13 protein-coding genes are annotated in these 12,066 nt (G+C 53.5%); 6 read left to right on the top strand and 7 right to left on the bottom strand.

Going from position 1 to position 12,066, the window contains the following annotated elements; genetic code table 11:
* Nucleotides 1–85: 85 nt before the first annotated feature.
* The 3 genes from KO216_RS04430 to fdxA form a co-directional block, all read right to left on the bottom strand.
* Nucleotides 86–1,426 carry a citrate synthase gene (locus tag KO216_RS04430; protein WP_215523083.1) on the bottom strand — a complete coding sequence of 447 codons (1,341 nt, stop codon included), beginning with the start codon at nt 1,424–1,426 and terminating at the stop codon, nt 86–88.
* A 105-nt stretch (nt 1,427–1,531) separates the two neighbouring features.
* Complete coding sequence (gene dapC, locus KO216_RS04425; protein ID WP_215523082.1) at nt 1,532–2,692, bottom strand: succinyldiaminopimelate transaminase; 1,161 nt, start codon at nt 2,690–2,692, stop codon at nt 1,532–1,534.
* A 76-nt stretch (nt 2,693–2,768) separates the two neighbouring features.
* Nucleotides 2,769–3,095 (bottom strand): ferredoxin, encoded by a 327-nt coding sequence (gene fdxA, locus KO216_RS04420; RefSeq protein ID WP_215523081.1) that lies wholly within the window; start codon nt 3,093–3,095, stop codon nt 2,769–2,771.
* 37 nt (nt 3,096–3,132) lie between these two features.
* On the opposite strand from fdxA, the gene KO216_RS04415 reads away from it, so the two are divergent.
* Entirely contained in the window at nt 3,133–3,366 is a 234-nt protein-coding gene (locus tag KO216_RS04415) for a hypothetical protein (RefSeq protein ID WP_215523080.1), read from the top strand.
* 25 nt (nt 3,367–3,391) lie between these two features.
* On the opposite strand, the gene typA is transcribed toward KO216_RS04415, so the two are convergent.
* Together typA and KO216_RS04405 are read right to left on the bottom strand one after the other, a co-directional pair.
* Nucleotides 3,392–5,317 (bottom strand): translational GTPase TypA, encoded by a 1,926-nt coding sequence (gene typA, locus KO216_RS04410; RefSeq protein ID WP_215523079.1) that lies wholly within the window; start codon nt 5,315–5,317, stop codon nt 3,392–3,394.
* Nucleotides 5,318–5,429: 112 nt separating this feature from the next.
* The gene (locus KO216_RS04405) at nt 5,430–6,203 is read right to left on the bottom strand and encodes a general stress protein (protein WP_215523078.1); all 774 of its coding nucleotides are present in this window, start codon (nt 6,201–6,203) and stop codon (nt 5,430–5,432) included.
* A gap of 186 nt (nt 6,204–6,389) precedes the next feature.
* Between KO216_RS04405 and KO216_RS04400 the strand changes: the two genes are divergently transcribed.
* The 5 genes from KO216_RS04400 (at nt 6,390) to KO216_RS04380 (ending at nt 11,072) form a co-directional block, all read left to right on the top strand.
* Nucleotides 6,390–7,703, top strand: coding sequence for a magnesium transporter MgtE N-terminal domain-containing protein (locus KO216_RS04400; RefSeq protein ID WP_215523077.1), 1,314 nt, complete (start codon nt 6,390–6,392; stop codon nt 7,701–7,703).
* Nucleotides 7,687–8,265, top strand: a complete 579-nt coding sequence (locus KO216_RS04395; protein ID WP_215523076.1) for a DUF1003 domain-containing protein — start codon at nt 7,687–7,689, stop codon at nt 8,263–8,265. Before KO216_RS04400 ends, KO216_RS04395 begins: the two co-directional genes overlap by 17 nt.
* Before the next feature lie 91 nt (nt 8,266–8,356).
* On the top strand, nt 8,357–9,478 hold the full coding sequence (locus KO216_RS04390) for a P-loop NTPase (RefSeq protein ID WP_215523075.1): 1,122 nt from the start codon (nt 8,357–8,359) through the stop codon (nt 9,476–9,478).
* A 60-nt stretch (nt 9,479–9,538) separates the two neighbouring features.
* Nucleotides 9,539–10,180 carry an O-methyltransferase gene (locus tag KO216_RS04385; RefSeq protein WP_215523074.1) on the top strand — a complete coding sequence of 214 codons (642 nt, stop codon included), beginning with the start codon at nt 9,539–9,541 and terminating at the stop codon, nt 10,178–10,180.
* Between the two features lie 196 nt (nt 10,181–10,376).
* The gene (locus KO216_RS04380; RefSeq protein ID WP_215523073.1) at nt 10,377–11,072 is read left to right on the top strand and encodes an LOG family protein; all 696 of its coding nucleotides are present in this window, start codon (nt 10,377–10,379) and stop codon (nt 11,070–11,072) included.
* Nucleotides 11,073–11,078: 6 nt separating this feature from the next.
* On the opposite strand, the gene KO216_RS04375 is transcribed toward KO216_RS04380, so the two are convergent.
* Nucleotides 11,079–11,687, bottom strand: a complete 609-nt coding sequence (locus tag KO216_RS04375; protein ID WP_215523072.1) for an SH3 domain-containing protein — start codon at nt 11,685–11,687, stop codon at nt 11,079–11,081.
* 30 nt (nt 11,688–11,717) lie between these two features.
* The gene (locus KO216_RS04370; protein WP_215523071.1) at nt 11,718–12,065 is read right to left on the bottom strand and encodes a hypothetical protein; all 348 of its coding nucleotides are present in this window, start codon (nt 12,063–12,065) and stop codon (nt 11,718–11,720) included.
* Between the last annotated feature and the right edge of the window lies 1 nt (nt 12,066).

Raw genomic sequence — 12,066 nt, 5'->3', positions numbered from 1 at the left:
CTGTCCATAACCTAGCATAGTGCGTGCAAATAGAACGGGTGAGGCCGCCGAGCGACCTCACCCGCATCCTAGCTAGTGGGGATAACTATTTTGCTTCCCGCATCCGCAGCGGGACATAGTCACGCTGGGGAGCACCTTGGTAAACCTGACGGGGACGACCGATACGGGTCATGGGGTCATGAAGCATTTCGATGTATTGAGAAATCCAGCCGGGCAGGCGCCCGAGCGCGAATAGCGGGGTGAACATCTTGGTGGGGAAACCCATCGCCGAATAGATCAGACCGGTGTAGAAGTCAACGTTCGGATAAAGCTTGCGTTCAATGAAGTAATCATCAGACAGCGCCACCTGCTCTAGCTCCATGGCTAGATCAAACAAATCGTTGTTCTTGCCCATGCGATCAAGGACGTTGTGAGCTTGTTCCCGCACAATCGCAGCACGGGGGTCATAGTTCTTGTAGACGCGGTGGCCGAAGCCCATCAGCTTAACGCCTTTTTCCTTATTCTTGACCTTATTCACGAAATCCTTAATCGACATATTGGTGTCGCGAATATTGATCAGCATCCGCAGCACTGCCTCGTTAGCGCCCCCGTGCAGCGGCCCCGATAGCGCTCCTACGCCAGAGGCAATCGAAGCATACATATTGGCGTTAGAGGATCCCACTAAGCGAACTGTGGAGGTAGAACAGTTTTGTTCGTGGTCAGCATGCAAGATGAACAACACTTCCAGGGCGCGCACAATTGCGGGATCAATATCGTAGGACTGGTAGGGTAAACCGAAGGTCAAGCGAATAAAGTCCTCTACATAGGAGCGCTCGTTATCCGGGTACAGCAGCGGCAGGCCGGCAGCCCGTTTAGCGATATAGGAAATCATGGTTGGTACTTTCGCCAGCAGCTGCACCGCCTGAATATCTTGCAACTCGGGGTCATGTACATCGGCGAAAGTATCCTCGTAATAGGTAGCCATCCCAGCGATGCCACCCTGCAAAATAGCCATGGGGTGACCATCGGAGGGGAAGGCAGTAAAGAATGCTCGGAAGTCTTCGTGCAACAGGCGTTGCCGCTTTACTCGCCGCACGAACTCGTCCAATTGCGAAGGCGTAGGCAATTCTCCCCTGATCAGCAAATAAGCAACTTCCAGGAAACTGGAGTGGTTAGCCAGCTGATCAATCGGGTAACCGCGATAGCGCAAAATCCCTTTGCCGCCATCAATGAAGGTTACTTTAGAAGTACAAGAGGCAGTGGTGGAAAAACCAGGATCTAGCGCCACCAATCCGGTTTGATTACGGAGTTTAGAAACATCAATACCTTGGTCACCGCAGGTTGCCTGCACGGGCGGAAATTCAATAGTTTTACCGTCAACTTGCAGCACACCCGGTTGGCGGCCGAAACTATCTGGTGCTTGGGTGTTTTGGAGATTCTCAGCCATTTCGACGACCTTCCCGAAAGGGGGTGACTTGAAGCCATCCCGTTTTTGATATGTAGGACTTATTACCCTCAAGACTATAACAGTTTCTTAAAGACTTCACCATTCTTAGGCAAATGTCGCTAAATAATTGGCAGCTTTATTTATTTCCTGATCGCTGACACATAACGCTACTCGCACGTGCGAACCGGGAGAAGAATTGTAGAAGCTTTCCGGCGCTACCACCAGTCCTACCTGCGCAAATCTATCTAGTAAACGCCAATCGGCTCCGCTATCAAAGCTTACTTTCTGCTCATCAGCAGGGTCTTTAGGATCAAAAACCCAAAGGTAAAGACCGGCTTGGCATTCTTTAGCAATCTTAAGACCCGCATTTTCTAGCGCTGCCGCAAGAATTTTTCGCCGCCGAGCATACCGCTCCACTTGTTCACCCACGTGGGAGCGTTCTGAAAGCACTTGGGTTAATGCGGACTGTACTGGAGCGGGCATCATTTGTCCGCTATGCTTGCGCACTGCTACCAGCGCTGGAATAAGCTGCGGATCGCCGGCTATAAAAGCGGCACGGTAACCTGCCAAATTCGATTCTTTAGAAACTGAATACACCAACAGTAGATTTTCCGGGCTATCCCCACACACGTCCTCTTGCAGTAATGAGGGCGCCGGATCAGATCCCCCATAGGTGAGCTCGGCGTAGCATTCGTCGCTAGCTACCACGGCACCTACTTCCCGCGCCCAAGAAACCACTTCTCGCAACCAATGCTTACTCGCCACCCAGCCGGTGGGATTAGCAGGGGTATTGATCCACACCAACGCGGCATCGCGGGGCCAAGTTGAAATGTCATTGGAAACCGGAATCCCTTGAGCACCGGCAAGCCGGGCACAAATATCGTAGGTAGGGTAGGCAATTTCGGGGAACAGAATTTTGTCACCAGCCCCTATCCCCAGCTGCCACCCCAGGTTAGCGACCAGTTCCTTAGACCCCACAGTTGGCAGGCAAGAGTCTTCGGTCAGGCAGGTAATTCCCCTCTTACGCGCCCAGCTGACAATCGCGCGGCGCAGCTGGGGGCTGCCGATAACTGTAGGATAGCCTGGACTATTTGCGGCGGCTGCCAGTGCGCTTTGCGCACTTTGGGGGCAACTATCGACGGGAGTGCCGATAGATAAATCTACAGCTCCACCCGAAACTGCTGCCGCTTTTTCCCGATAAGGGTCAAGTAAGTCCCAAGGGAAAACTGGTAAATTCAGCGGGCGCGGAAGATCGGTGTTTTTCATGTTCTCAGCCTAAGGCACCGACACCATCTGCTACCGTTGTTTCCGTCCAGTTAAGCGGAAATGGACTTGGTGAAAATTATTCTTCGCGGGGAGGTAGTTTTTCAATCATGGGATCATCATAGCCGGTGGCCCCCACGCTGGAGGCTCCCCCCGGAGATCCCAAACCCTTAAGTTCAAAGAAGTCCACGTTGGCGCGATAGTAGTCCGCCCATTCTTCGGGCAGGTCATCTTCATAGAAGATAGCTTCAACCGGGCACACCGGTTCGCAAGCCCCACAGTCTACGCATTCTTCAGGATGAATATAGAGCGTGCGTTTACCCTCGTAGATGCAATCTACAGGGCATTCATCGACGCAGGCACGATCCTTAACATCTACGCAGGGTTCAGCGATTACGTAAGTCATAGATTCTCCTTGATCTTGATATTGCTAGTATCTCACTATGAAGTCTGTAGGCAATCCGAAACCGCCGCCGCGTCTTCCGTGGCTGTCATGGAAAGTAGGCGAACGGGTAGTGTTACGTCGCCGGGAAGCCGATGGTCTCTATGACGCCCTGGGGGAAGTATTAGCGGTAAGCCCTGCTAGCGTCACTATTATGACCCGCAAAGGCCCGGTCACAGTACCGGCAGAAAAGATGGTTACCGGGAAACGAGTTCCTCCCCCACCAAAAATCTGACTGCCGCGGGCTCTTCAGAAATCTCTTATTCTCCGCGTTCTTGACGGCGCCGACGCGAAGCAATTTTGAAACGGTCTTGCGCACTTAATACCACTTTGCGGATCCGGATTTCTTCCGGGGTAACCTCGACGCATTCGTCCTCGGCTGCAAACTCTAGGGATTCTTCCAGAGTCAGCACCCGGGGAGGAACTAGCCCCTCGAAGGCATCGGCAGTGGAAGAACGCATATTCGTTTGTTTCTTCTCCCGGGTGATGTTGACATCCATATCTTCCCCGCGGGGGTTTTCGGCTACCACTTGCCCCTCGTAGACTTCACTACCGGGTTGAATAATAAAACTGCCCCGTTCTTGCAGCTGAATCAGGGCGTAGGGGGTGGATTTCCCGGCGCGATCCGAAACCAACGAGCCGCTTTGCCGGCGGGTAATGGTTCCTTGCCAGGGTGCATAGCCGTCAGCAATGGAAGAAGCGATCCCCGAACCGCGAGTATCGGTCAGGAACTTGGAACGGAAAGAAATCAGGCCACGCGCCGGTACCCGGAAAATCAGGCGCACCCAGCCGGTGCCATGATTAGACATGGTTTGGAGCTTACCTTTGCGAGCCGCCATTAGTTCGGTGACTTTACCCAGATAATCTTCGGGAACATCGATAGTCATTAGCTCCATCGGCTCACAGGTTTTCCCGTCAATCTCTTTGGTTACTACCTGGGGTTTCCCGGCGGTTAACTCGAACCCTTCCCGGCGCATCTGTTCAATTAGGATCGCCAAGGCTAATTCCCCGCGTCCTTGCACCTCCCAGGCATCTGGGCGCTCAGTAGGCAACACTTTTAAGGACACGTTCCCGATCAGTTCGCGATCTAGGCGGTCTTTAACTTGGCGAGCCGTGAGTTTATGCCCTTTAACCCTGCCGGCCAGCGGAGAAGTGTTGGTACCGATGGTCATAGAAATAGCGGGATCATCTACTTTAATCAGTGGCAGAGGACGGGGATCCTCTAAATCCACCAGGGATTCCCCGATAGTGATTTCCGGGATTCCGGCTACCGCCACGATATCTCCGGCGTGGGCTTCCTCTACGCTTTTTCGTTCCAAACCGAAAGTGGCCAGCAGCTCGGTGAGCTTCACGTCAGTAATTGAGCCGTCATGACGCGCCCAACCTACGTGTTCACCCTGCCGCAAAGTGCCGTTGTGGATACGGAGCAAGGCCAGGCGCCCTAGGAAAGGAGAAGAATCCAGGTTGGTTACGTGGGCGCCCAAGGGAGCATCCGGGTCATATTCAGGCCCGGGAATCCGGTTGATAATCGCATCAAAGAGGTCGTGGAGGTCGCTGCCAGGCAGCTCGCCTCGGGCAGGTTTTTCCCAGGAGCAGCAGCCAGCTTTTGCCGAACAATAAAGCACCGGAACATCGAGCAAAGAATCTAAATCTACTTCTTCGCCCTCGTCTACCAGGTCTTGCGCCAAAGCTAGCAGCAGGTCAACGGTCTCGGCTTCTACTTCTTCAATCCGCGAATCTGGGCGATCGACTTTATTAATCACCACGATTACCGGCAGCCGGGCAGCAAGCGCTTTGCGCAACACAAACCGGGTCTGTGGCAGCGGTCCTTCGGCGGCATCTACCAGCAGCACTACCCCATCCACCATAGAGAGGGCGCGCTCAACTTCTCCTCCAAAATCGGCGTGTCCAGGGGTGTCCACCACGTTAATGGTGATCCCTTCGCTAACCCCTACGTTTTGGGCAGCTTTCCCCGCATAATGGACGGCAGTATTTTTCGCGAGGATAGTAATCCCCTTTTCGCGTTCCAAATCGCCAGAATCCATCACCCGTTCACCGGTTTTTTCTACGCTGGCATGATCGCCGAAGGCTCCCGATTCCCAAAGCATTTTATCCACTAGGGTAGTTTTTCCGTGGTCTACGTGGGCAACGATTGCCACATTTCGCAAATCCTGGCGAACCTTCATCCGCGCCTCCTTACAGCCGTTCTGAGTATTAGCTCGAGCATGAAAAAACCGGCGGGATTAGGGTCGCTGCGCCGGAACTTCCTTAAATATACCCCTGACGTCACGACCAGTGCTAACGGGCGTCATTTAGGTCACTGTTTGGAGACGTTTCCTCCGAAACTTCTCCGTTTTCTTCCCGTCCAGGAGAGTTTTCCTGCTTCTTTTCTGGAGTTTGCGAAACTGCAGGAGGCAGGTTGGGCGCCGATGCCGCAGGAGCTTGCCCTTTTAGCTGTTCCTGTTGAGCACGCAATTGGCGACGCGCATCCGGAGTAAGGCGTACCCCGTAGCGCGGCTGTTCATCTGAACCCGAACCAAACTCGGTGGGGCCGCTTGTGACATTACTCGGAGCGTCTTGCTCAACTACTGCCGATTGGAAACGGGAATCATCTAAGAGGAGACGCCGGGCAGTGTAGTAATCCTCGCTGGTCATTAGGACGTGTTTCTCGGCGGTCAGGGAAGATGAAAAAGCGATGGGATAACCGGCGGAGGAAGACCGAATCGCCCAGGCAACTAGGCGTTCAATAGCTCGAAAAATAGCGAAGGCTCCGATTATTAGGGGCGCAAAAACCGCCCATGCCGGTTTCCAAAGCACAAAGAGTAAAGCTAAGAAAAGTCCCATCATCAAGCCACGGGTAAAACCAGAAAGCAGGGCTTTTGGCCAGGTGACCACCCCGACTACTTGATTGGAGCGGGTCAGCCCCCGCTCTTGTACCAGTAGTTGACGCACCGGAAAGTCTTTGGACTGCAAGTAATTAATGGCTTCTTCCGCGCTTTCTCTGGAAGGAAAAGTCGCTAGATCCTGCCCGCTGGGGGCGGCGGTCTCCGGGTGATTTTGGAATAAAGCCATAGCTTCAGTGTGTACGTTACCTGCTGGCAATGCAAAATCATCTGCGCTTGCCCCTGCTGATTTAGCCTTCGGCGAATCTGTTTTCCACCCTTTTGCCTCGTCCTAAACCTACGAAACCTATATGAATGAGCGTCTCCAAGAGAAGCTGCGGCAAAATAATGCCAATCTTCACGTAAAGTTAGATTTATGGAGCATGCCAAGCACTCAATCAAACCCATCGGTTCCCGTGTTTTTATTGGAAAACTGGCGGGCACTCGGGTATTTGACCCGGTAGGAGACGAAATCGGCCGGGTAACCGATGTGATTATCGTTTTGCGTTTTACCGGGCTGCCCACGGTGGTGGGCTTGGTAGTTGAGGTTGCCGGACACCGCCGGGTGTTTGTGCCGGTAACTCGGATTGTGGCCATTCAACCGGGACAAGTAATCACTACCGGATTGGTTAATATCCGTCAGTTCCAGCAGCGGGTAGCGGAAACCATGGTGATGGGCGAACTGATGGATCGCGTCCTATCTATGCGCGATGGTTCCGGGGACGTGAAAATCCAAGACATGTGCATGGAGCAAGATGACCGTCGCGACTGGTATATCACCAAGCTCTATGTACAGCGGGTAACTTCCGCGCTGGCACTTAGCCGCGGAGAAACTATGCTGGTTGATCCTTCAGAGGTAACTCATCTGCGCAAATCGGTGCTCCCGCAGGAAGCCACTACCCTGTTGGCTAAGTTAGAAGATGCGAAAGCGGCAGACGTGGCAGATGTACTGGCCGATTTGCCGGAAAAACGCCGCCTAGAAGTGGCTGCTCAGCTGGGTGATGAACGGCTAGCGGACGTATTGGAAGAACTAGGACAAGAAGATCGCGTTTCCATCCTCACTTCCTTAGATATTGCCCGCGCCGCCGATGTTTTAGATGTGATGCAGCCAGATGATGCTACCGACTTGGTGAAAGAACTGCCAGAAAAACAAGCGCAAATCCTGCTGGCTGAGATGGAACCGGAGGAGGCCGCCGACGTTCGCCGCCTGATGGTGTACGGGGAACGCACCGCTGGTGGTTTGATGACCACCACCCCGGTGGTTTTACCCCCCGATGCCGACGTGGCCACTTTGCTGGCTCATGTGCGCCGGCAAGATATACCTCCCGCCCTGGCCGCGATGGTGTGTGTTTGCCGCCCGCCCACCGAAACTCCCACCGGTCGATTCTTAGGGGCTGTCCATATCCAGAAAGCTCTGCGGGAGCCGCCTCAAACCTTGCTGGGTCAAATCCTTGATGATGATCTTAAGGGGGTGGATCCCACTGCCGGAATTGGGACGGTAACCAGGCTGCTGGCTACCTATAATCTAACCGCAGTACCGGTTGTTGATAAGAATCGTCACCTGCTGGGTGCGGTCTCGGTTGATGACGTCCTTGATCACCTCTTACCTGCAGATTGGCGCGACGCTGACGAGGATGTAACCGACCTAGCGATGGACAGGGAAAGGAGCGAAGATGGCGGACAGGCTTGATACTCCCCGCGAAAGAAGGCGTCGTTTTCGACTTCCGCGCATAAATTTACAGTCCGAGGGCGTGGGACGAGTTTCAGAATCTTTTGCGCGTTTCCAGGGAACCCCGCAATTCTTGGTCTACCTGACGGTATTCGTAGTTTTGTGGTTAGGTTGGAACTCTTGGGCTCCCGATGCCTGGCGTTTTGACAGCTCAGCTATCGGCTTTACCGCCCTCACTTTGATGCTATCTTTGCAGGCTTCCTATGCTTCTCCCCTGATTTTGTTGGCACAAAACCGGCAAGACGACCGTGACCGAGTTTCCGCGGAACAAGACCGACGGCGCGCGGAAAAGAATCATGCCGAGATTGAGTATCTCACCCGCGAGATTGCTTCTTTGCGGCTGTCAATGTCAGAGGTGGCCACCCGAGACTTCGTTCGTGGCGAACTCCGCGACCTTCTAGATGAGCTCCGCGAAGAGGAGTACCAAAAGGCACGCCGCGAGATAGAGGAAGACATAAATCATCCTGAGCGGGGAAAACATGCGCGCGGAGAGGATAATCCCCCGCCGTCACCTCGTGAATAAAGTAAAAAATAGTTAAACTCCTGATTTTGCTTTCGGAAGGGCAGCGCAGCCAAAAGTGAGGACGCGGCACGCGCCATATAGGATAGAGGGCATGAGTCAGTTAAATGAAGAGGCAGTAAGGCAGGCACTATCCCGGGTAATCGATCCCGAACTGGGGCGGGCTATCACCGACCTGGATATGGTGCGGGAAGTTTCTATCGGCGAGGACGGTGCGGTTAGTGTCGGGGTTGATTTAACCATCGCCGGTTGTCCGTTACAGGCCACCATCGAAAAAGATGTCCGTGAAGAAGCGGCTAAAGTTCCCGGCGTTAAGGAAGTCACGGTGCAGATGGGCGTGATGGATGAAGCCCAGCGGGCAGCCTTAAAGGAAAAACTTTCGGGACCGCAAAATGTTATTCCTTTCGCCCAGCCAGATTCGCTCACCCGCGTCTACGCGATTACCTCCGGTAAAGGCGGGGTAGGAAAATCTTCGATGACCGCTAACCTGGCACTGGCTTTAGCGGCACAAGGACTCAAAGTTGGAGTGTTAGACGCCGATATTTATGGTTTTTCCATTCCCCGGATGCTAGGGGTAGCGGAAGAACCTACGGTTATCGACGGCATGATCGTTCCCCCGGTTGCCGGCGGGGTCAAAGTCATCTCTATCGGAATGTTCGTCCCGGAAGGGCAGCCGGTGATTTGGCGCGGTCCTATGTTGCACCGTGCACTGCAGCAATTTTTAGCCGATGTGTACTGGGGCGACCTGGATGTTTTACTACTGGATCTACCGCCGGGAACCGGTGACGTGGCAATCTCGATTTCCCAGCTGCTACCCCGATCAGAGATTTTGGTGGTGACTACTCCGCAGGTAGCGGCAGCAGAAGTTGCTGAACGCGCCGGAGTTATCGGAGCGCAAACTGATCAGCGAGTAATCGGGGTAATAGAAAATATGTCTTACCTGTCCCAGCCGGACGGCAGCAAGTTGAACCTGTTTGGTACCGGTGGCGGAGAAATGGTAGCCGGACGCCTTAGCGCGCAACTGGGTTATCAGGTTCCGGTTTTGGCGCAGGTACCGCTGGATATCACCTTGCGGGAAGGCTCTGACCAGGGAACTCCGGTGGTAGCCATGCACCCAGATTCTCCGGCCTCGCAAGCTATTAACCAGGTGGCTAAGGCGCTTACTAAACGCACCCGTTCCCTGGCAGGACGCAATCTGGGTGTCAAACCACTGTAAGCGGCCTCGCAGGTTTCATAAACTGGTAAAAAGCGCAAATCCGCTAGCAAGGAAATCTTCATGAATAACAACAAGGCTTTAAGTTGGGACTGGACCGAGTCTCAGGTGGTAGAGGACGAAGTCACCGTGGCAGCGCGCGCCGCAGCTGTAGAAATGGGAGCGGCTCCGGTTTCGCCCGCCACTGGAGCAGCTCTCCGGATGCTTTCGGCTGCTTGCGGAGCTAAAGCCATTTTTGAGATTGGGACTGGAGCGGGAGTTTCTGGCCTCTACCTGCTAGCAGGAATGTCCGAAAACGGAGTGCTGACCACTATTGACTCGGAGTCAGAGTTCCAGGCGGCCGCTCGCAGCGCTTTTCGAGCTGCTGCCCAAAAATCGAACCGTACCCGCTTGATTAACGGTCATGCCCTGGAAGTATTGCCCCGGATGGCAGGCGCCGCCTACGATCTGGTGGTGATTGACGGTGATGTGCGGGAAATTGCTAGCTATATCGAACAGGCTACCCGGATATTACGCCCGGGTGGCATGGTAGCAATCGTGCACGCCCTCTGGATGGATCAAGTTGGCGATCCCGCCCGTCGAGAAATGGAAACTACCCATATGCGGCAGGCGGTCACTTCCCTGCTTGAAGATGAGCGTTTCATTGCCAATGTGCTGACCTGTGGAGATGGACTAGCAGTCGGGGTTTACTGCCCGCAAGAATAAAACACAAATATTTTTCTCACTTTTTACGGGTATTTATTGGTTTTTATCCCAGCCCTGCCTGCACTTTCGTTTCGGCTCTAACACCTCGCTACCTAATGTTTCGGCGGGGTTAACTAAGGCTTAACCTGCGTCCTGATATGCTGCGCGAGTGAGAAGTTTTACGAATAAAGGTGTTTACCGTAGTGGCCCTATTCAGATGCGGAGCCCCTTAAGACCCACGGAGACTTCCGAACAGCGTTTGTTGGGTCCGCAAAAGGATACTGATTGGTTACATGAAGACACTTGGCGGGTGCTGCGGATTCAAAGTGAGTTTATTGAGGGTTTTGGAGCCCTGGCCGAACTAGGGCCGGCGATTTCGGTTTTTGGCTCAGCTCGCACTCCCCAAGATAGCCCCGAGTACGCCCTGGGGGAAGAAACCGGGAAATTGCTGGCTGAATCCGGCTGGTCGGTGATTACCGGTGGAGGCCCCGGGCAAATGGAGGCCACCTGCAAAGGCTGTACCGAAGCCGGAGGGATTTCGGTGGGACTAGGAATCGAGCTACCCCATGAGCAAATGTTCAATGATTGGGTTTCGCTGGGGATCTATTTCCGGTATTTCTTTGCTCGCAAAACCATGTTTGTTAAATACGCCCAGGGCTTCGTAGTCCTTCCGGGAGGATTTGGTACTTTAGATGAGCTTTTTGAGGCCGTAACCTTGGCGGAAACCGGAAAGATTAAGTCCTTCCCTGTCGTATTGGTAGGACGCGACTATTGGAGCGGGCTGATTTCCTGGCTAAAAGATCAACTATTAAGCGCGGGAACTATTACTGAGACGGAGCTAGCGGCGGTGCAACTGGTTGATACCCCTGCCCAGGCCCTAGAAATTATCGGTCAGGCTCCCGAAGCTTCTTAAGCGGAACTACCAAGGCGTGGCCGGGGAGCCGGGCAAGTTCTTCTTGCCTCTAATAAATAGCATGTAAAGCAACAGAATCGAGATTATGCAGATAACCGCCACTATCGCCACCAGGGCGATAACCAATCCCTTACTGATACCTGACTTTTGCGAAGATTGCTCCGCATCCGGGGCCTTCGCGGTGGCGGTTACAGTCTTAGTGGCGGTTTGCGTGGGCGTAGTTTTCGGAGCCACCGGAGCAGATTCAGTGATAGCCGGAGCTGGCGGCGTATAATACCGTTCGTTTGTTACCTCACTGGCAGCCGCCCATCCGGAAGGATAGTCTATTCTCAGCCAAGGCTTGCCATTCTCATTAGTTACGGATCCGATTACGTGTAGGCGGGTTCCCTGAGAGGCAAACGCCAATTTATCGTAGTTGACACCAGGATATTCTCGGATATTTACCCCGTCCCAGGCAGACACAATAACGTAATAATCTTCGGACGTCATAGCACTCCACGGCTTAGCATCATCTCCCCTGGCGGAACTGGGGGCAACTATTAAGGATAGCGCCGCCAGGAATAAAGTGACAATAAAAATTCGGAACTTTTTCAAAACTGCAGGGGAATCAGACATATTTGGCTCCTAGGGGATTATGCCCTCTAATCATATCAACATCCCTAGGACTGCTGAGGCCAGATTTGCAACCAATGAGAATAAATAGGGACGAGCTAACTGCGGCAGGGCACGTTGATAAATCCAGCCTTCTATCAGCACAATCAGGGGCTCAAGGATTAGTAATAACCACAGACTACTGCGCCCTAGAGTGGTGAAACTAAGGAAAACCATCAACGCAGATACCGGCGGATTAGTAGCTGCGTTTACCAAAGCTACTATGAACAGGGCACGCCAGGTGCGCAACCCCCAGGTGAGCGCTACCACCAGCTCAAAAAACCAGGTGATCAGGAGGTTCATCACCAGGGAGAGCGCTAGTACCGATAAGAAGTAGTACATA

The sequence above is a fragment of the Varibaculum prostatecancerukia genome (assembly GCF_943169825.2).
GTDB classification, from domain to species: Bacteria; Actinomycetota; Actinomycetes; order Actinomycetales; family Actinomycetaceae; genus Varibaculum; species Varibaculum prostatecancerukia.
This window is presented reverse-complemented; position numbering and strand designations above follow the sequence as displayed.

Excerpts from the sequence above, each read along its gene's own strand:
- dapC (WP_215523082.1), bottom strand. The coding sequence starts at position 2,692 with ATGAAAAACACCGATCTTCCGCGCCCGCTGAATTTACCAGTTTTCCCT.
- KO216_RS04395 (WP_215523076.1), top strand. The coding sequence starts at position 7,687 with ATGGCGGACAGGCTTGATACTCCCCGCGAAAGAAGGCGTCGTTTTCGA.
- KO216_RS04375 (WP_215523072.1), bottom strand. The coding sequence starts at position 11,687 with ATGTCTGATTCCCCTGCAGTTTTGAAAAAGTTCCGAATTTTTATTGTC.
- KO216_RS04415 (WP_215523080.1), top strand. The coding sequence starts at position 3,133 with ATGAAGTCTGTAGGCAATCCGAAACCGCCGCCGCGTCTTCCGTGGCTG.
- KO216_RS04390 (WP_215523075.1), top strand. The coding sequence starts at position 8,357 with ATGAGTCAGTTAAATGAAGAGGCAGTAAGGCAGGCACTATCCCGGGTA.
- fdxA (WP_215523081.1), bottom strand. The coding sequence starts at position 3,095 with ATGACTTACGTAATCGCTGAACCCTGCGTAGATGTTAAGGATCGTGCC.
- KO216_RS04430 (WP_215523083.1), bottom strand. The coding sequence starts at position 1,426 with ATGGCTGAGAATCTCCAAAACACCCAAGCACCAGATAGTTTCGGCCGC.
- KO216_RS04400 (WP_215523077.1), top strand. The coding sequence starts at position 6,390 with ATGGAGCATGCCAAGCACTCAATCAAACCCATCGGTTCCCGTGTTTTT.
- KO216_RS04405 (WP_215523078.1), bottom strand. The coding sequence starts at position 6,203 with ATGGCTTTATTCCAAAATCACCCGGAGACCGCCGCCCCCAGCGGGCAG.
- KO216_RS04385 (WP_215523074.1), top strand. The coding sequence starts at position 9,539 with ATGAATAACAACAAGGCTTTAAGTTGGGACTGGACCGAGTCTCAGGTG.
- KO216_RS04370 (WP_215523071.1), bottom strand. The coding sequence starts at position 12,065 with ATGTACTACTTCTTATCGGTACTAGCGCTCTCCCTGGTGATGAACCTC.
- typA (WP_215523079.1), bottom strand. The coding sequence starts at position 5,317 with ATGAAGGTTCGCCAGGATTTGCGAAATGTGGCAATCGTTGCCCACGTA.
- KO216_RS04380 (WP_215523073.1), top strand. The coding sequence starts at position 10,377 with ATGCGGAGCCCCTTAAGACCCACGGAGACTTCCGAACAGCGTTTGTTG.